16 protein-coding genes are annotated in these 18951 nt (G+C 58.0%); 3 read left to right on the forward strand and 13 right to left on the reverse strand.

Going from position 1 to position 18951, the window contains the following annotated elements:
• Positions 1-6 precede the first annotated feature (6 nt).
• The 10 genes from nifS to nifH form a co-directional block, all read right to left on the reverse strand.
• Complete coding sequence (nifS, locus tag RT644_RS01560) at positions 7-1200, reverse strand: cysteine desulfurase NifS (RefSeq protein WP_313625223.1); 1194 nt, start codon at positions 1198-1200, stop codon at positions 7-9.
• A gap of 32 nt (positions 1201-1232) precedes the next feature.
• Entirely contained in the window at positions 1233-2057 is an 825-nt protein-coding gene (gene nifU, locus RT644_RS01565) for a Fe-S cluster assembly protein NifU (protein ID WP_313625225.1), read from the reverse strand.
• Positions 2058-2263: 206 nt separating this feature from the next.
• Positions 2264-2722 (reverse strand): NifB/NifX family molybdenum-iron cluster-binding protein, encoded by a 459-nt coding sequence (locus tag RT644_RS01570; RefSeq protein WP_016496136.1) that lies wholly within the window; start codon positions 2720-2722, stop codon positions 2264-2266.
• The gene (gene nifN / locus RT644_RS01575) at positions 2709-4094 is read right to left on the reverse strand and encodes a nitrogenase iron-molybdenum cofactor biosynthesis protein NifN (RefSeq protein WP_313625228.1); all 1386 of its coding nucleotides are present in this window, start codon (positions 4092-4094) and stop codon (positions 2709-2711) included. The genes RT644_RS01570 and nifN overlap by 14 nt, the downstream gene beginning before the upstream one ends.
• A gap of 10 nt (positions 4095-4104) precedes the next feature.
• Entirely contained in the window at positions 4105-5478 is a 1374-nt protein-coding gene (gene nifE / locus RT644_RS01580) for a nitrogenase iron-molybdenum cofactor biosynthesis protein NifE (RefSeq protein WP_016496134.1), read from the reverse strand.
• A gap of 156 nt (positions 5479-5634) precedes the next feature.
• Positions 5635-6297, reverse strand: a complete 663-nt coding sequence (locus tag RT644_RS01585) for a NifB/NifX family molybdenum-iron cluster-binding protein (RefSeq protein WP_313625230.1) — start codon at positions 6295-6297, stop codon at positions 5635-5637.
• An 11-nt stretch (positions 6298-6308) separates the two neighbouring features.
• Complete coding sequence (nifT, locus tag RT644_RS01590) at positions 6309-6527, reverse strand: putative nitrogen fixation protein NifT (protein ID WP_016496132.1); 219 nt, start codon at positions 6525-6527, stop codon at positions 6309-6311.
• Between the two features lie 40 nt (positions 6528-6567).
• The gene (gene nifK, locus RT644_RS01595) at positions 6568-8130 is read right to left on the reverse strand and encodes a nitrogenase molybdenum-iron protein subunit beta (RefSeq protein WP_045508505.1); all 1563 of its coding nucleotides are present in this window, start codon (positions 8128-8130) and stop codon (positions 6568-6570) included.
• 55 nt (positions 8131-8185) lie between these two features.
• On the reverse strand, positions 8186-9634 hold the full coding sequence (nifD, locus tag RT644_RS01600) for a nitrogenase molybdenum-iron protein alpha chain (protein WP_016496130.1): 1449 nt from the start codon (positions 9632-9634) through the stop codon (positions 8186-8188).
• A gap of 16 nt (positions 9635-9650) precedes the next feature.
• On the reverse strand, positions 9651-10532 hold the full coding sequence (nifH, locus tag RT644_RS01605; RefSeq protein WP_016496129.1) for a nitrogenase iron protein: 882 nt from the start codon (positions 10530-10532) through the stop codon (positions 9651-9653).
• Positions 10533-10900: 368 nt separating this feature from the next.
• Here nifH and nifJ point away from each other — a divergent pair, with 368 nt between their 5' ends.
• Positions 10901-14413, forward strand: a complete 3513-nt coding sequence (nifJ, locus tag RT644_RS01610) for a pyruvate:ferredoxin (flavodoxin) oxidoreductase (protein WP_313625234.1) — start codon at positions 10901-10903, stop codon at positions 14411-14413.
• A 309-nt stretch (positions 14414-14722) separates the two neighbouring features.
• A complete protein-coding gene (locus tag RT644_RS01615; RefSeq protein ID WP_016496127.1) occupies positions 14723-15220 on the forward strand; it encodes a cupin domain-containing protein in 498 nt (165 codons plus the stop codon).
• A 49-nt stretch (positions 15221-15269) separates the two neighbouring features.
• Here the strand turns inward: RT644_RS01615 and RT644_RS01620 are convergent, their stop codons facing one another.
• Positions 15270-15998 (reverse strand): metallophosphoesterase, encoded by a 729-nt coding sequence (locus tag RT644_RS01620; RefSeq protein ID WP_313625237.1) that lies wholly within the window; start codon positions 15996-15998, stop codon positions 15270-15272.
• A gap of 180 nt (positions 15999-16178) precedes the next feature.
• Positions 16179-17081 carry a LysR family transcriptional regulator gene (locus RT644_RS01625; protein WP_097406775.1) on the reverse strand — a complete coding sequence of 301 codons (903 nt, stop codon included), beginning with the start codon at positions 17079-17081 and terminating at the stop codon, positions 16179-16181.
• Between the two features lie 100 nt (positions 17082-17181).
• Between RT644_RS01625 and RT644_RS01630 the strand changes: the two genes are divergently transcribed.
• On the forward strand, positions 17182-18006 hold the full coding sequence (locus tag RT644_RS01630) for an SDR family oxidoreductase (protein WP_313625239.1): 825 nt from the start codon (positions 17182-17184) through the stop codon (positions 18004-18006).
• Here the strand turns inward: RT644_RS01630 and RT644_RS01635 are convergent.
• A complete protein-coding gene (locus RT644_RS01635; protein ID WP_097406774.1) occupies positions 18003-18944 on the reverse strand; it encodes a zinc-dependent alcohol dehydrogenase family protein in 942 nt (313 codons plus the stop codon). The genes RT644_RS01630 and RT644_RS01635 overlap by 4 nt on opposite strands.
• Between the last annotated feature and the right edge of the window lie 7 nt (positions 18945-18951).

Raw genomic sequence — 18951 nt, forward strand, 5'->3', positions numbered from 1 at the left:
GCCGCCTTAGCCGTAAACCGGCGCAAAGGTAGCGGGGGCAGAACCATCCTGCCAGTAGGGAGAAAGCGCGCGTAGACGGGTAATAATGGCTGGCAGCGTCTCGATCACATAGTCGATCTCCTTTTCCCGCGTATAGCGCGAGAGTGAAAAACGGATACTGCCATGCGCCGCCGTGTAGGGAATGTTCATCGCCCGCATCACATGCGACGGTTCCAGCGAGCCGGAGGTGCAGGCGCTGCCGCTGGAGGCGGCGATTCCCGCCTGGTTGAGAAGCAGTAAAATGGCTTCCCCTTCGATAAATTCGAACGCCAGGTTCGCCGTGCCGGGAACGCGGGGTTGATCACCGCCCATCACCATCACTGAGGGCACCTGTTTCACCAGTTCGTCTTGCAGGCGATCGCGCAGGCTGGCGATGCCCGCGCTACCGGGCAGGTGTATCTGCGCCAGTTCGCATGCCGCACCCATGCCGACAATCCCGGCGATATTCTCCGTACCGGCGCGGCGACCGCGCTCCTGATGCCCACCGCGCAGCAGTGGACGAAAGCGGGTGCCACGGCGCAAATAGAGGCAACCCACACCTTTTGGCCCGTGCAGTTTATGCGCCGAGCAGGAGAGCATATCGATCTGCGTGCGGGCGATATCCAGCGGGATTTTACCCACCACTTGTACCGCGTCGCAGTGAAACAGCGCGCCATATTCCTGCGCCATAGCGGCCATTTCGATCACCGGAAACAGCACCCCGGTTTCATTATTCGCCCACATTACGCTGACCGCCGCCACACGCGTGCTCAGCGCGTGCCGATACTGTTCCATATCCACTGCGCCGCTGGCATTAACGCCAATACGATGGATAAGGTAGCCCTGGCGTTCCAGATGTTCGCACACGGCGAGAGTGGCCGGGTGTTCAACGGCGGTGGTAATAATCTCCCGGCGCTCCGGCATCAGCTCAACGCAGGCGTGCAGTGCGGTGCTGGTGGCCTCGGTCGCGCAGGAGGTGAAAATGATTTCGCTACTGTGATCGGCCCCCAGCAGCGCGGCGACTTGCTGGCGGGCGCGTTCAAGCGCGGCGCGGGAGGGGGTGCCAAAGTCGTGAATCGACGACGGGTTGCCGTAATGTTCAGTTAAGAATGGCATCATCGCTTCCAGCACCATCGGGTCGATACGGGTGGTGGCGTTATTGTCCAGATAGACCTGCTTCATATTTTCTCCCCCATCGGTTGACAAGTGGTGGCTCAGGCGGCCACGACGTCCATATAACAGCCGGTACGCTCCATCAGTTTTTGCTGGAGCCAGGCGAGCGTCATGTCGGTCATCATGCAGCCGCTGCAACTGCCGGAAAGGCTGACGGTTACGGTGTGATTGTTGACGCTAAGCAGCGACATATCGCCGCCATCGGCCTGGATATGCGGACGTAATTCAGTGATCGCATCGACGACCTCCTGCCAGTGCGGATCTTTCTCCGCAGTGACGGCAGTGGCGGTCTGCGGGTGCCGGGCAAGAATATCGGCCAGCGCCAGTTCAATTTTTTCATGGCACGCGGTGCAGCCGCCGCCCGCTTTGGTGTAGTTGATCACCTCTTCAAGGGTGGTCAGCCCGTTACTCAGCACCGCCCGGCGAATTTGCCCTTCATCGACGCCGAAGCATTTGCAAATCAGCGCGCCTTCTTCGTGCTCATCGATCAGCGTTTCGCCACGGTAGTGGGCAATCGCCGCCCGCAGCGCCTCCTGACCCATCACCGAGCAATGCATTTTTTGCGGCGGCAGGCCATCAAGGTAGTCCGCAATCTGCTGGTTGGTCACCTGCTCGGCCTGCGCCAGCGTGCGGCCAATAATCAGCTCGGTGAGCGCGGAAGAGGAGGCAATCGCGCTGCCGCAGCCAAACGTCTGAAACCCGGCTTCAAGGATGGTTTCACTTTGCGGATCCACGCGTAGCATCAGCCGCAGCGCATCGCCACAGCTTAACGAGCCCACATCGCCCACGGCGTTGGCGTTTTCCACCACCCGCGCGTTACGGGGATTAAAAAAATGATCTTTCACTTTCTCGGAGTAATTCCACATGTGCCTGGCTCCCAGGAGAGATGACGGAAAGCGCCGTGGCGCATTTCACCGCCTCAATCAACGGCGGGTGATGACAATCAAGCAAAAGCAATACCAGAAAGGAAAAGCGTTGCATTTCAAGGGAGTAAGTTAATGTGCCAACATAAAACCCGGTGCTGTGTCGCGATTTTATGTTGGCTTTGTCACACAACCGACACGGCGTGTGGCTAACGCTCATCCTCTTCCTGCCAGGTTTGTTCCTGGAGCATGCGGGCGAAGCGTTGCGGATTGCGGGCGCTTTTACGCTGCTCTTTGTCATACCAGTAGTGCTGAATTTCCTGCAACAGCCCGGCAATGGTAGTCGCGTGCGGCACGCGAACCGCGCGTACGCCGATTTGCAAAAGCTGGCGAAAAACCGCTTCGCCAATCGCCACGCAGTAGAGCGTGACGCAATCTTCCAGCGCGTGAATGCGACAATCGAGCTTCTCTTGCTGGTGTCCGGCGAGCACAGAAAAATCCACCACCCGCAACAGCGTGACCTCGTGCTCTTTCACGCCATAAATCACTAATTTGGGCGTGGCGCCAAAGTGTTGATCCACGTGGTGATAATCCGAACTGGCAAAGGCGACTTTCATTGACCATTCGCCCTGGCAAATGGTGCTGAACTGACGATTAACATGCGGCATACAGATCTCCAGGCGTAACGTTGTTGTCGACGTGCTGGCGCAGCGGCGAGCGGTAGGTTGCAAGCGGGTGGTGGCGTTCGCGCATCACATTCGCCAGCTCAAACAGCGTGTCACGAATGCCGCTATACCCCTGGCGCAGGCGACGAAATTCTCCCAGCCGGTCATACACCGGGAACCCGGCGCGGATAAGCGACAGATCAAACTGCGCGGCGAGATCGGAGGCATGAGAATTAGCTACCAGTAACGCGGCGGGCGTCGCGCAAAGCTGATCCTGCATATCTTCCAGATCGCCGATGACCACGGTTTCCACCGGCAGATTTTGCAACCCCGGCTGGCTGACCGGCGCGACAATCGGGCCGGGGAGCATGCCCTGGCTGCGGGCGAAATCGCACCATGCCGCCAGGTGATCGCCTTCTGCTGCCATCGCGATAGCCGCGCCCTGCAACCACATATGGCAATCGATCATCGCATCCTGCACTTGCCCGCGCTGACGCTCAATCCACGCGGGGACGTCGCGCCCGGAGAGGGTTTTCAGTCGATGAATAAACGTGTCGCAGGCTGCAAGCGTCATCAGATGCGGCAGGGCGATCACCTCGCCACGGCTGCGCTGCGCCAGTAACGCCGCCGCACGACCCAGCGAGTTGCCAATCACAAAGGTGGCCAGGTTTTGCCCCATCTGTTCAATCATGCGCAGCGATGTTCCCCCCTGGGTAACAGGCGAAAAATCACCGTTTGCCAGATGTCCGTCCAGCGACAGCGACAGATCCGGCACAATTACCGGTTGCAGTCCGAAGGCTTCAACGTAACTGCGCAACAGTTCGATATCGCCCGGCGTCAGTAAATGGCTGACCAGCAGGTTGACGCGGCGGTTGCGCAGGCTGGCGGCGGGCTGCGCAGGCACCCACTGTTCAATCATGCTTTCCAGCACGGCGCTGTAGCCGTTTTCCAGCGAGCCGTAAAAGTCCGGGGTGTTGACGGTGAGCAGCGCAACGCCTTTATGCCGGGGAAAATCATCACGAAACTGGCGTACCACCCGCGAAATATCGCTGCCCTGGGCTTCTGAAAGGCCGGTACTGAGCAGCACAATGGCTTTCGCTGCATTGCGCTGACAGAGAACATTGAGCGCGGTAAAAATGTTTTCATCGGCACCCATAATGGTGGACGTCGGGTCCATCGCCGTCGATTGCAGCGGGATCGGGTCGTGAAAATGTTGAATAAAGAACACCTTTGCGAAGGCGCTACAGCCCTGGGCGCCGTGTACCAGCGGTATGCACTGTTCGAACCCCAGGCTTGCGAGGATCGCCCCCAGCGGCTGGCCGCTTTTTATCGGGCTGACCGCCAGCGGTTTTTTACTGCGAAGAATTTCGGCCATTGAACGCTCCTTATTGCCACGGCGCGCGGGCATGCGTTTGCGGCCAGACCGGGCTTTCCAGGGTCTGACAAAGTTGTTCGGCAAGCGTAATGATGCCGCGGTAACCGGCAAACGCGTGTTCACGCTCCTGGTTGATATCAAGAAAGGGCAGACGCGCTTTATAAGCGGTGTACATGTTGCGACCGCCTGCGATCATCATGTCGGCTTTGCAGCGATAAACCACATCCAGCAGGGCGCGGGCATTGCCTTCATCCAGCATGATGGCGTCATCGCCCATCAGTTCACGGATGCGCTGTTTATCCTCTTCGGTGGATTTGCGCGTTCCGGTAGCCACAACCGTCATGCCGAGATCCTGCAGTGCCGAAACCACCGACCAGGATTTAACGCCACCGGTATAGAGCAGCACTTTCCTGCCGCGTAAACGTTCGCGCAGCGGTGCCAGCGCCTGCTCTGCGGCGTGTTCTTCACGCGTGATTAGCTGTTCGGTGCGCGCCATTAAATCGCTATCGCCGGTGAGCGTTGCCAGCTGGCGCAGGGCATCAGAAGTGGCGCGAACGCCATAAAAACTGCCTTCAAACCACGGCGTGCCGTAACGTTGCTCCAGCGATCTGGCGACATTAATCAGCGCTCTGGAGCAAACCAGCATATTGACCTGCGCGCGGTGCAGCGTCTGGATCTCGGCAAAGCGCCCGTCGCCGGACAGGGAGCCCAGGACGCGAATCCCCAGCTCATCAAGCAGCGGCTGGATATGCCAGAACTCGCCGGCGATATTAAATTCGCCAATCAGGCCAATGTCATGACGGTGCGCCGGGGCAAAAGGCGTATTGTCCGGCCACGGCGCGGGTTCGCGCCCGCCAATGACTTTTTTCACCATCACCTCGCCCGCCAGGCGGTTCCCCAGGTTTTTGCTACCGTAAAAACCGGCCACATCTACTGCAATCACGGGCACACCGGTGGCGGTCGCTGCGGCCTGGCAGACGGCTTCAATATCATCGCCTTCCATTGCCGGAACGCAGGTGTTGTAAATAAATACCGCCGCCGGGTGATAACGGTCGACAATATGGCGCACCGCGTGAAACAGCCGCCGCTCGCCACGCCCCATGATGACATCCTGCTCGTTCAAATCGGTGGTGAATCCGAGCCGGTTAATGCGCGGGCCGGAACTCAGGCTGCCGCGGTTATCCCATGAGCTACCGGCGCAGCCAATCGGGCCATGTACCAGATGCGCCACATCGGAAAGTGGCAGCAGGGTGATCTGTGCGCCGTCGAAGGCGCAGCCTCCGGCAGTCGCACCGGGTTTGGGCGCGCTACAGCCGGATTTCTGTTTATGGTTATGCTCGCAGGCCGGTTCATCGAGCAGGGCCAGGATGTCGTTCCCCTTCATCATCACCTCATTTTCTGGTTGGGTTAGCGTTAATGGTGCAAATCGCAAGCCAGAAAAGAGTGATTGATTTTTAAGGGAAAAGTGTTGTGCGCTTTGTGACAAAACAGACAATTGGCGCAATGCCCACGCCAAAAAATGCCCCCATCAGGGGGCGGTTTAAAACACCCGCGCTTCCAGCGGATTAGCGCGTTCCAGCCGTTTCGCCAGCCACGGCGGTAACGGCCCGGCCAGCAGGTTCTGGATAGCGGCGCACTGGGACAAAATGGTATTGCCCGGGGATACTTTCATCGGGTGAATATTATGACGAATCAACCGTGCGGCTGCCGGGCCGCCGATCGCTTCACAAAACAGCAAATGGCAGTCGTGGAGTAACTGCGCGCGGATTTCATTCGGTTCCTGGTTTTGCGGGTGAGAAGGGTAGCGGCGCAAATCATGTAGCCAGCCGCCCTGGTCATCAAACCCGTAAATAAAGAAAAGTCGCCCCTGGCCGAAATGACCATTGATGGTGAGTCCATCCTGTGAGCAGAAGGCGACAACCAATTGCGGACGGCGGCTTTGGGCTTCCTGCACCTGCAAATGCGCGGGCAGTTCGCCGCGCAGACAGGCTTTAACCCGCGCCCAGCGGCCACTGGACATCAGGGCTTCCGCATACGGAAACCGGGCTTCCAGTTGCGGTAATTCGAGTGCTGCCAGCCCGTCGGGTGTCAGCACGTCCTCACAACTGTGGGTGAGCCAGGCCATGATTTGCGCGGGTTGCAGCTCCGGCAGGCACTGAAACAGCGCCAGCATCCGCCAGAACAGCGTATCGTTGTCGGACATTGCTCACCTCCTTATGCCTGCGCGTCGCGGGTGGCGCGCAGGCTGAGCGGAAAAGCCGGGCGGCCGGGTTGCAGATTGACGTAATAACGGCGTCCACCTTCAAGTTCAAGCGCGCCGCCCCAGTGTTCCGGCGTGTCGTGTTCAACCTGTAACACGCGGGCTTCCAGATCCTGTTTCGCGATATAGCAATAGAGATCCGCGCCGCGCTGGCGAAGAATAATGACCGGCATAGAGCCTCCCTGGCCCCGCGTGGCGCGGGGCGTGTGATGGTTAACGGATAAGATCGAAGCTGTAGTCGGTTTTGCCGAGCTTGATGGTCTCTTTGTCCACTTTCTCCAGTACCGCATTCACAAGGGTAGTGAGAATGCTCATGGCGCCCTCATAACCCCAGGTGGTCTGGCGGTGCAGATGGTGGCGGTCGAACAGGGGAAAACCGAGGCGGATCAGCGGAACTTCAAACTGTTCACCCTTGGCTAAGGTGTCGCGCTGAATAAACTTGCCGTACGAGTTGCCAATCATAAAGTCCGGCTGGCGGGTAAACATCAGCGAGCGGAAATGCCACAAATCGCAGTTGATAAATACTTCGCTCTCCTGGCCGTACGGTGAGGCGTCGAGCATTTTCTTCATCGCTTTCTGCCAGCGCTTGTTACCGTTATGGCAGAGGATAACGGTCGGTTCGCAGCCCAGCTCCAGCAGGAAACGGGTCAATCCCATGACAAAATCCGGGTCGCCAAACAGACCGAATTTTTTACCGTGCAGCCAGGTGTGGGAGTCGAGCATCATATCGACCAGCCGCCCGCGCTCCAGCGCCAGCGAATCGGGAATGGCCTTGCCGGTTAACTGACTGATCGCCATCAATAGTTCATCCGTTCCTGCCAGCCCAACGGGAACAGAAACCTCGGTGGCGGGCTGATTCCACATCTCCTGTACCACTTTTTTGCTTTTCACCAGTTGCCAGGGTTGCAGCAGCAGCGTGTCGATAGCGTCCGGCGCCTCGCGCATCTCTTGCTGCGTCGTCCCGCCCGCGTACATCTGGTAATGCCCGTTGGCAGGGGTATCCAGCACTTCTGATGGATCGGAGAGCACACTCGCCTGCACCTCCATTTGCGCCATCATGCGTTTCAGCACGCGGAAATTACCGAGATAGGTTTCAAACCCGGTCACCAGGTTGATGCGTGAAAGTTTCCCGGGCTGTGCCTGATGGTCTGCCGTAAAGGTACGGGCAAAACCTTCAAACATGTTGTCCCAGCCGGTGATATGGCTGCCGATAAAACTGGGGGTGTGCGCGTAGGGCACGGGGATGGCGGCATCAAGAAAACCATCTTTTTTAGCGTTGGCGATAAAAGCCTGCAAGTCATCGCCGATTACCTCCGCCATACAGGTGGTAGAGACGGCGATAATCTCCGGTTTATACAGCGCGCTGGCGTTTTGTAGCCCGGTATTGAGGTTGTTATTCCCGCCGAACACGGCCGCGTCTTCCGTCATTGAATCCGACACGCAGGCCACCGGTTCTTTGAAGTGGCGGTTAAAGTACGTACGGAAATAGGCCACGCAACCCTGTGAACCGTGCACATATGGCAGGGTGTTGGCAAACCCCAGCGAACAGAGCACCGCGCCCAGCGGCTGGCAGGCTTTTGCCGGGTCGATAGTCAGCGCTTCGCGTTTGAAGTTCAGCGCTTCGTATTCCGGGGTGGTGGTCCATTGAAAAACTTCCTGCACCCGCTCCGGCGAGTGCGCCTCTTCGAGTGCCCGTTTACCGGCAAATAACGTCTGGTAAGCATCCTGTTCAAACAGGGGATGGCAATTCTGTATTTTCTCAGCAGTCTGGCTCATGGTGTTCTCCTCCCGCGCCACAAATCGGTGAACAAACGGGATAACAGGATAAAAATCAGGCGGATTTCAGCCACGGCGCGGTCAACTGGCCCCACGCGGGGTTGTTGAGCGTCATATCCATATCGCGGGCGAAGATGGCGAAGCCGTCATAGCCGTGGTACGGGCCGGAGTAATCCCAGGAGTGCATCTGGCGAAACGGCACGCCCATTTTCTGAAAGATGTACTTCTCTTTGATGCCGGAACCGATGAGATCCGGTTTCAGCGCGTTGACGAACGCCTCCAGCTCATAGCTGCTGGCATCATCAAACAGCAGCGTGCCCTCTTTCAGATCCGGCAGGGTGCGGTCGTAATCATCGTTATGAGCGAACTCATAACCGGCTGCGATGATCTCCATTCCCAGGTCTTCATAGGCGCCAATCACATGGCGCGGACGCAACCCGCCCATATAAAGCAGCACCTTGCGACCCTCCAGACGTGGGCGATATTTGGCGATAATGGCGTCGTTCTGCGCCTGGTATCTGGCGATCACCGCTTCGGCGTTGGCGCGAATGGTGTCGTCAAACTGGTCGGCGATTTTGCGCAGCGATTCCGCAATTTTCGTCGGGCCAAAGAAGTTGTATTCCATCCACGGAATACCGTGCTTCTCCTCCATATGGCGCGAGATGTAATTCATTGAGCGGTAGCAGTGCACCAGGTTCAGTTTGACGAACGGCGTGTTTTCCATCTCCACTAGCGTACCGTCGCCGGACCACTGCGCCACCACCCGCAAGCCCATCTCTTCGAGCAAAATGCGCGAAGCCCAGGCATCGCCGCCGATGTTGTAATCGCCGATGATCGCCACATCGTAAGGAGTGGATTCGAACGGTTTACCTTCGCGGTTTTCCAGCACCCAGTCGCGGATCACATCGTTGGCAATATGGTGACCGAGGGATTGCGACACGCCGCGAAAGCCTTCGCACCGCACCGGAATAACCGGTTTGTTGATGGCTTTACGACTGGCGTTCGCGACGGCCTCAATGTCATCGCCAATCAGGCCGACCGGGCATTCCGACTGAATCGAAATGCCTTTGGTCAGCGGGAACAGCACTTCCAGCTCTTCAATCAGTTTGGCGAGCTTTTTGTCGCCGCCAAACACGATGTCGCGCTCCTGAAAATCGGAAGTGAAGTTGAGCGTGCCGAAGCTGTCCACGCCGCTGACGCCGGTGTAGTAGTTCCGTCGCCCGGCGCGGGAGTACTGCCCGCAACCGATCGGACCGTGGGAGATATGCGCCATATCCTTGATTGGCCCAAATACCACCCCTTTCGATCCGGCATACGAGCAGCCGCGCACGGTCATCACGCCCGGCTGCGATTTGCGGTTAGAGATGATGCACTTACCGACGCTTTCCTGCTCCGGGTCTGTCACCATCATGTGTTTTCTGCGTTCTTTGCGCGTCTTCTCCGGGAAAACCTCCAGCACCTGCTCGATTATCTCCAGGTTACGTTCGCCTGTTGCATTACTCATGGGTGTGCTCCTGTGATCAGACGGCGTTTTCTTCGGCGGCGGTTTTACCAATGATGCTGGTGTCTTCCACATCCATAATGCCGAACTCCATCAGCAGCGCTTCCAGCTCATCCATGGTGCAGGGGGTTGGCACCACCATTTTGGTGTTGTTGACGATTTTGCTGGCAAGGCTGCGATATTCATTCGCCTGATTGCAGGTCGGGTCATATTCGATAACCGTCATACGGCGGATTTCCGCACGCTGCACAATGTTGTCGCGGGGAACAAAGTGGATCATTTGCGTGCCGAGTTTTTCTGCCAGCGCAATGATGAGCTCATCTTCACGGTCGGTCTGGCGCGAGTTACAAATCAGCCCGCCGAGGCGCACTTTGCCGGATTTGGCATACTTCACGATGCCTTTGGAGATGTTATTGGCAGCGTACATCGCCATCATTTCGCCAGAGCAAACGATGTAGATCTCCTGCGCTTTGTTTTCACGAATCGGCATGGCGAAACCACCGCATACCACATCGCCCAGCACGTCGTAGAAAACAAAATCGAGATCCGGCACGTAAGCGCCTTCTTCTTCGAGGAAGTTAATCGCGGTGATCACCCCGCGACCGGCACAACCCACGCCTGGCTCCGGGCCGCCGGATTCTGCGCAGCGCACGCCGCCGTAACCGATTTGCAGCACGTCTTCTAATTCCAGGTCTTCCACGGAGCCAACTTCAGCAGCCATCTCCATAATGGTGTTCTGCGCTTTCGCATGCAGGATCAAACGCGTGGAGTCGGCTTTCGGGTCGCAGCCGACAATCATTACTTTTTTACCCATCTCCGCCAGCGCGGCGACCAGGTTCTGTGTGGTGGTCGATTTGCCGATCCCACCTTTGCCGTAAATGGCGCATTGACGCATGGTCATGGTGTTTCTCCTGTTGGTTATGTGTTTGCCACACTTCCTTGTGCAGGGAACATACCAGCCATGCCAGAGTGATTAATTTATTGATTTGTATTGATTTTATATTTTGACGTAGAAGAGGGAAGGAACAAAGAGTTCACAATCATCTGACCAATTGTACGAAACAGCACAATTCTGTTTGCGGTCGTGGCCGCCCGCCACGGCGTGACACTTTGTCGGCAGTTCAACAAGCTGTCGCGTCCACTGTCTTATTCCACGCAATCCATTTCCAGCCCCGGTGACTAATTGCTTGTATTCACTGAAATAACCGAGATGGCACAGGCTGTGCAATAGCCAGGGCATCACCACCTCTAAGAACCGAGGAACGAGCAATGTCCGGAAAGATGAAAACGATGGATGGCAACGCAGCGGCAGCCTGGATCTCCTATGCCTTTACTGATGTCGCGGCGATTTACCCGATTACGCCCTCCACGCCGATGGCGGAAAACGTCGATGAATGGGCTGCGGCGGGCAAAAAAAACCTGTTTGGCCAGCCGGTGCGTTTAATGGAGATGCAGTCGGAAGCGGGGGCGGCTGGCGCGGTCCACGGCGCGCTTCAGGCCGGAGCGCTCACCACCACCTACACCGCGTCGCAGGGATTGTTATTGATGATCCCTAACTTGTACAAAATCGCCGGTGAACTGCTACCCGGCGTGTTTCACGTGAGCGCGAGGGCGCTGGCGACAAATTCGCTGAACATTTTTGGCGATCATCAGGATGTGATGGCGGTGCGCCAGTGCGGCTGCGCGATGCTGGCCGAGAGCAATGTCCAGCAGGTAATGGATCTCTCGGCGGTGGCGCATCTGTCGGCAATCAAAGGTCGTGTGCCGTTTATCAACTTTTTTGACGGGTTTCGTACTTCGCACGAGATCCAGAAAATCGAGGTGCTGGAGTATGACGAACTCGCGCCGCTGCTGGATAACGATGCGCTGAACCGCTTTCGCCGCAATGCGCTGAACCCGGAGCATCCGGTGATCCGCGGAACGGCGCAAAACCCGGATATCTACTTTCAGGCGCGCGAAGCAGCTAATCGCTATTACGATGCCTTGCCGGAAATTGTCGAAAACTATATGGCGGAAATCTTTACCCTCACCGGGCGCGAATACCATTTGTTTGATTACTACGGCGCCCAGGATGCCGAACAAATCATTGTGGCGATGGGGTCGGTGTGCGACACCATTTCGGATGTCGTGGACGCCCTTTGCGATAGCGGTGAAAAAGTCGGCCTGCTGACGGTGCATCTGTTTCGCCCGTTTTCGCTGGCGCATTTCTTTGCCCGGATCCCGTCCAGCGTGAAACGCATCGCGGTGCTCGATCGCACCAAAGAGCCGGGTGCGCAGGCCGAGCCGTTATGTCTGGATGTGAAAAATGCCTTTTACCACCACGATAACGCGCCGGTAATTGTCGGCGGTCGCTACGGGCTGGGCGGTAAAGATGTGCTGCCGGGAGATATTGTCTCGGTGTTTGAAAACCTGAAAAAACCGCTGCCAAAAGATGGCTTTACGCTGGGTATTTTTGACGACATCACCCACACTTCGCTGCCGGTGCCTGCCTGGGACGTGCAGGTTTCACGCGAGGGGATCACCGCCTGTAAATTCTGGGGGCTGGGATCGGATGGCACTGTCAGCGCCAACAAAAGCGCGATTAAGATCATCGGTGACAACACGCCGATGTATGCGCAAGCCTATTTTGCCTATGACTCGAAAAAATCGGGCGGCATTACCGTGTCGCATCTGCGTTTTGGCGAACGGCCCATCACCTCGCCCTATCTGATTAATAAAGCCGACTTTATTGCCTGCTCGCAGCAATCGTATGTCGATAAATATGATCTGCTGGAAGGGTTAAACCCCGGCGGGACTTTTCTGCTCAACTGTACCTGGTTTGGCGAAGAGCTGGAGGCGCGGCTGCCCAACGCGATGAAGCGCTACATTGCGCGCCAGAGCGTGCGCTTTTATACCCTCAACGCGGTGGACATCGCCCGCAGGCTGGGGTTGGGCGGGCGTTTTAATATGCTGATGCAGGCGGCGTTTTTTAAACTGGCGGGCATTATCGAACCCCAAACGGCGTCGCGTTATCTGAAGCAGGCCGTTGAGAAATCTTACGGGCGGAAAGGGCAGAAAGTGGTGGATATGAACAATGCCGCTATCGATCTTGGCATGGAGGCGCTGCAGGAAGTGATGGTGCCGGAGCGCTGGGCATGGCTGGAAGATAATGCCAGTGAGGATACGCGCCTGATGCCGGACTTTATTCGCAATATTCTTGAGCCAATGAATCGCCAGTGCGGCGACAAACTGCCGGTCAGCGCCTTTATGGGCCGGGAAGATGGCTCGTTCCCACCCGGCACCGCCGCCTGGGAGAAACGCGGTATCGCCCTGCAGGTGCCGGTCTGGAACCCTGAAGGCTGCACCCAGTGCAATCAATGTGCGTTTATTTGCCCGCATGCGGCGGTGCGCCCGGCGCTGCTGGATGAGGCCGAGCGGCAAGCCGCGCCGCCTGCGCTGTTGAGCAAACCGGCGCAAGGGGCGAAAGGGTATGAATACCATCTGGCGATTTCGCCGCTGGATTGTTCCGGGTGCGGTAACTGTGCGGATATCTGCCCGGCGAAAGGCAAGGCGCTGACCATGCAACCGCTGGAGAGCCAGCGGGCGATGGTTCCTGTCTGGGTTCATGCGGTAGGTCTATCGCCTAAAGCCAATCCCTTCAGCAAAACGACCGTTAAAGGCAGCCAGTTTGAAACACCGCTGCTGGAGTTTTCCGGCGCGTGTGCCGGGTGCGGAGAGACGCCGTATGCGCGGCTGGTCACGCAACTGTTTGGCGACCGCATGATGATCGCCAATGCCACAGGCTGTTCGTCAATCTGGGGGGCCAGCGCGCCGTCCATTCCGTGGACGACAAACCATAAAGGCCAGGGGCCGGCGTGGGCGAACTCGTTGTTTGAAGATAACGCCGAGTATGGCCTTGGCATGATGCTGGGCGGTCGCGCATTACGCGAACAGATCGCCAGCGATGCGCGAAAAGCGCTGGAATTACCGCTTGGCGCAGACCTTGAGCAGGCGCTGCGCCAGTGGCTGGAGCATAAAGATCTCGGCGACGGGACACAGGCGCGCGCCGGGCAGCTCAGCGCGTTACTTGAACAGCAGAAGGGCGATGACCCGCTGCTCAACCGGCTGTATCAAAACCGCGACTATTTCGCCAAGCGATCGCAGTGGATTTTTGGCGGCGACGGCTGGGCGTATGACATTGGCTTCGGCGGGCTGGATCATGTGCTGGCCTCCGGCGAGGACGTTAATATTCTGGTGTTTGATACCGAGGTTTACTCCAATACCGGCGGGCAGTCGTCAAAATCAACCCCTGCGGCGGCCATCGCCCGATTTGCCGCTGAAGGCAAGCGGACGCGCAAAAAAGATCTCGGCATGATGGCGGTTAACTACGGCAATGTGTATGTCGCGCAGGTGGCGATGGGTGCCGATAAAGCCCAGACATTGCGGGCGATTGCCGAGGCGGAAGCCTGGCCCGGACCGTCGCTGGTGATTGCCTATGCCGCGTGCATTAACCACGGCCTGAAAACCGGTATGGGATGCAGTATGCGCGAGGCGAAACGGGCGGTCGACGCGGGTTACTGGCATTTATGGCGCCATAATCCGCAACTGCTGGAAAAAGGGAAAAACCCGTTTATTCTCGACTCCGACGAGCCGGAAGAGGATTTTCGCGAGTTTCTGCTCGGCGAAGTGCGCTATGCCTCGCTCGAGCGCATCTCGCCATCACTGTCCGAACAGCTATTTGCACAAACTGAACAGGATGCGAAGCAGCGTTTTGCCCGTTATCAGCGGCTGGCGGGAGAGTAAGGTGCTGAAGCCCGGTGGCGTCGCTACCGGGCTGATAGACACCCGTAGCCGGTATGGCGAATAACACAGAGAACATTTTCACGCCCGCACGCATTATCGATGGCAAGTGGGATCTTCCACGCTAATTTTCCCCATGAATTGACAGCCAGAAGGGGTGTTTCAATCTGGTACATCAGCCCCTTACTGGAACTGTTTATGAACGCGAAAACCTACCTGAGTTAGCGATCAGCAACGTTATATTGTCAGCTCGAATTGACAGGCCGAACGGGCGTTTCAATACTAAACAGGAACTCTTTACCGGAACTGTTTATGAACGACGAAACCTCGCCTGCGTTTGTCATCCGCAATTTTAACCACATCGAAATGGAAAACTTCGTGCGCCCGCCGTTGTATGAATCACTCGGCGGCTCGCTGACCAAAGGCACCCTCGCCAGTAAACTCGGCGCGTCGATCGATATTTTGCCACCGGGCAAACGTGCCTGTCCGTTTCATCTGCATCACGCGCAGGAAGAGATGTTTATTGTGCTGAACGGCAACGGTACGTTGCGCATCGGCGATGAAGAGCGGCCCATCCAGGAAGGGGATGTTATCTGCATTCCGCCAGGAAAAGCGTGGCCGCACCAGATTATCAATACCTCTGAACAACCGCTGCGTTATATCTCGATTAGCACTATGGAAAGCCCGGAAATCTGCGAATACCCGGACGCCGATAAATTCCTCGCGAGAGCACGTACAAACGGCCGGGATGACTTCCGGCGCGTCGAATTTCGCGGTGCAGGTGTGGATTACTGGGAAGGCGAGCCGTGAAAACCATCGTCCCGGCGCGAAGGGAAAACCGGCGCATGGGCGATACCCGCTACAGCGCGACAAAATGGCTAACGCGGGTATCACCGCGCAGTTCGTGAATGAGAAGTGCAGGTGGATCGCTTACCGCCGGGATGTGCTGAGCATTGAGCATCAGCGGGTTCGCCGGGCAGATGGAGCCGCAAAGGTACGCCGGGATACCGGCAAATGTGGCGGACATCGCGCGGTGGACGTGGCCGGCGCACAGCGCCAGCGGCGGATGCGGTAAGCGCGCCAGCAGTTGCGCCAGTGCCTCGCCGCCATCACACATGGCGTTATCCAGCGGGGCAATGCCGCTCGGGAAAAGGTGCTGGTGCAAAAAGACCATCGCCGGTTGCGGCTGCGCGCGCAGCGCCGCTTCCAGCCAGTGCAGATGTGGGCGGATATCGCCCCGGCTTTCACCGGTTACGGTCACATCCACGCCAACCACCGGCACGTTATTCATGTGCTCATGAAAATGCAGCGCGTCATGCGCAGATCGGTGAGCAAAAGCGGCCAGATTGTCACACATCACGGTTTTATCATCGGCATTGCCGGGCAGGATCAGCGAGCGGCACGCCAGGCGCTGTAATGCGTGGTCAATGGCGCGATAGCCTGCCCCCCAGCCGTCATCGGTTAAATCACCGCTCACCACCAGCAGATCGGGTTTAAGCTCAAGCAACCAGTCGATGGCGCGGTGCAGGCGCTGCAGGTTGTCATTATCCGGCGCGGCATGAATATCGCTCAGTTGGGCAATCAGCATTCTCTCTCCGGGTTATCCGTTTTCACCGTCAAAGCGTAGCCTAACCAGGCTCACTGTAAAAACGGCATAAGTGACTGCATTGATGGTGTGGTATATGGCTCCGGCGACTGGGATCCGCCGGACGGCAGGTGCGATTTCCGCCTGGATCTGCACACCGGACAGTTAATTAACGACTGAACGTTACAGCACGGCTTCGTTGGCCTCACGGATGGCGGCGATAAACGCCTTTAAGGTCGCCGGTATTTGCCGGTGACCGGAATAATAGAGACATAAACCAGCAATCGGCGGGCTGAACGGCGACAACACCTGTTGTGCCAGCCCGTTGTTGATCGCCTCGCGGGCATAGGGTTCGGGGACATAAGCAATGCCGAAGCCTTTTACCACCGCCTCGACCATCAGCGCGCTGTTATCAAGACATAAATTGCCGGGCACGTTGAGCGTCAGCGGCTTGCCATGTTGCACAAACTCCCAGCGATAGCGTTTGCCGCTCGGCAAACGCTGGGCGATACAGCGGTGGCGCAAAAGATCTGCCGGGCTTTGCGGTATACCCGCGCTGTGCAGATACTGCGGCGAGGCGATGGCGATAAAGCGGATCGGCCCGCCGAACGGTACCGCAATCATATCGAGCGGTACGGACTCCGCCAGTCGTACGCCCGCATCAAACCCTTCGGCGACGATATCCACCAGCCGTCCTTCGGTGACAATATCCAGCACCACCTGCGGGTGCGCCTGTAAAAAACCGTCAACCACGTGCGCCAGCAGCCAGCGCGCGCCACCTTCATTGGCGTTAATGCGCAGCGTGCCGTGCAGCTCCTGCGGGCGAAAGCGGGTGGCATCCAGCGCCATATCTAACTGGTTGAGCAGGGGATCAATACGCTGCAACAACGCCGCGCCTTCTTCCGTCAGCGAAACACTGCGTGTTGTACGATGTAACAGGCGCACGCCAAGCTGGCTTTCCAGCCCGCGCATGGCGTGGCTCAGCGAGGAGCGGGACACCCCCAGTTCATTGGCGGCTTGTTGAAAGCTGCGGTGCTGCGCGACCAGCAGGAACGCTTTTAAATCTGCGAGAGTGACATTTTTCATTGTTGAGTATTTTTCACCGCTGCATGCCGATTGGTGCGTCTTATCATAGCAGTGCCGGTTGCTTACGCTATCCACTCACCGGAAACATGTGGAGGTATTTATGACGACATGGCTGATTACCGGCGCTTCGTCCGGGCTGGGATTATTGATGACGCAAACGCTGCTGGCGCGCGGCGACCGCGTGGTGGCCTGCGTACGGCGCGCGGACGCGCTGAATGCATTACAGGCGCAATATGCGTCGCGGCTGCATGTCAGTTGTTTTGATATGACCGACAGCGCGGCGCTGCGCCGCGAGGTGGACGCCGCGTTTACCACTTTTGGTGTGATTGAACGGGTGGTAAGCAACGCCGGCTACGGCTTGTTTGGCGCGGCAGAAGAGGTCAGCGATGCGCAAATTGAGCGGCAGATCGCTACCAATCTTACCGGCTCCATTCAGTTAGTGCGTGCCGTATTGCCGTGGCTGCGCGCGCAGCGCGGCGGGCGGATTGTGCAGGTCTCTTCGGAAGGCGGCCAGGTGGCGTACCCCAATTTCAGCCTTTACCACGCCAGTAAGTGGGGTATTGAAGGTTTTCTGGAATCGGTGGCGCAGGAGGTGAAACCGTTTGGTGTCGATATTGTGATTGCCGAACCCGGCCCAACGCAAACCGGCTTCGGTGCCGGGCTCGATCACGCCACGCCGCTCGCCGTCTATGACGATACGCCTGCGGGCGAGGTGCGCCGGGGGATCGCCAACGGCAGTTTTGACATAAAAGGCGATGCGCAGCGCACAGTTGATGCAATTATCGCAGCGGCAGATGCCCCCGCGCCACCGTTCCGGGTGCCACTGGGCAGCCTTGCCTGGGAGCACCTGGTGGCCTCGCTCCGCGCCCGATTAGCGGAAATTGAGCGCCAGCGCGATGTGGCGTATTCCGCCGACCGGGATTAAAACGACAACAGCGGTTTGGCTATCCGGCCTGGCGTCTGGTACAGCGTGATAGCCTGCCGCCACTGCTGAAAATCTGTCAGCGTGACCTCGCTCACGGGCGTTATGCGCAGCCGCTGCCAGAGTGTGCAAAACGCCTGCTGCCAGCTATCTGCCGTCATCGCGTCGAGATAGTTACGCACATGGAACCAGTGGACCGCGGGTAAACGCTGGCGGATGCTGAATGGCTGCCCGGAGAGCAAACCGTAGCTGATAAATTGCCCCGTTTTCGGCATTGATTGCAGCAGCGTTTCTGCCAGTGTGCCGCCGGTGGCGTCATAGATAACGCTGGCTTTCTCCGCCGCCCGTTTGATGGCGGTGCTGTCCGTATCGGCCAGCGGTATCACGCCGCAGGCCGCCAGGCGGCTGGCATGAATGGCGGAACGATAAATACCGGTCACGCTTTTCGCCCCCTGAAGCCTGGCCCACTGCGCAAGGTAACCGGCGCAGTCAGAACCCGCCGCGGTGACCAGCACATGTTGGCCGTGAGCCGGGTAACGTTCCAGCATCATCTGCGCGGCCAGCGGATTAATGTAGGCGCGGGCGGCGAGCGTATCGTCAATATCATCCGGCACCGGCACAACCAGCTCCGCCGGGCAATCAACATACTGCTGCCAGGTGCCCTGGCCGCGCAGCGGCAACACACGTTTGCCCAGCAGATGCGCGTCTGACCCGGACGTTTCTGTTACCACGCCCACGCCTTCATAACCCGCGACGGCGGGCAGGGTGATGCGGTGGCTGTAGGCGCCGGTGACCGGGATCACATCTGAGGCATTCACCGGCGCAAAGCGCATTTTTACGCGAACCTGTCCTGCCGGAAGCGGTGCCAGCGCGGTGGTTTCAGCTTGCAGAACAGTCTGCGGTTCGCCGAAACTTCTGTACACTAACGCGGTGTTATACATGATGCCC

This window comes from Kosakonia sp. (genome assembly GCF_032104925.1).
Lineage (GTDB): Bacteria > Pseudomonadota > Gammaproteobacteria > Enterobacterales > Enterobacteriaceae > Kosakonia.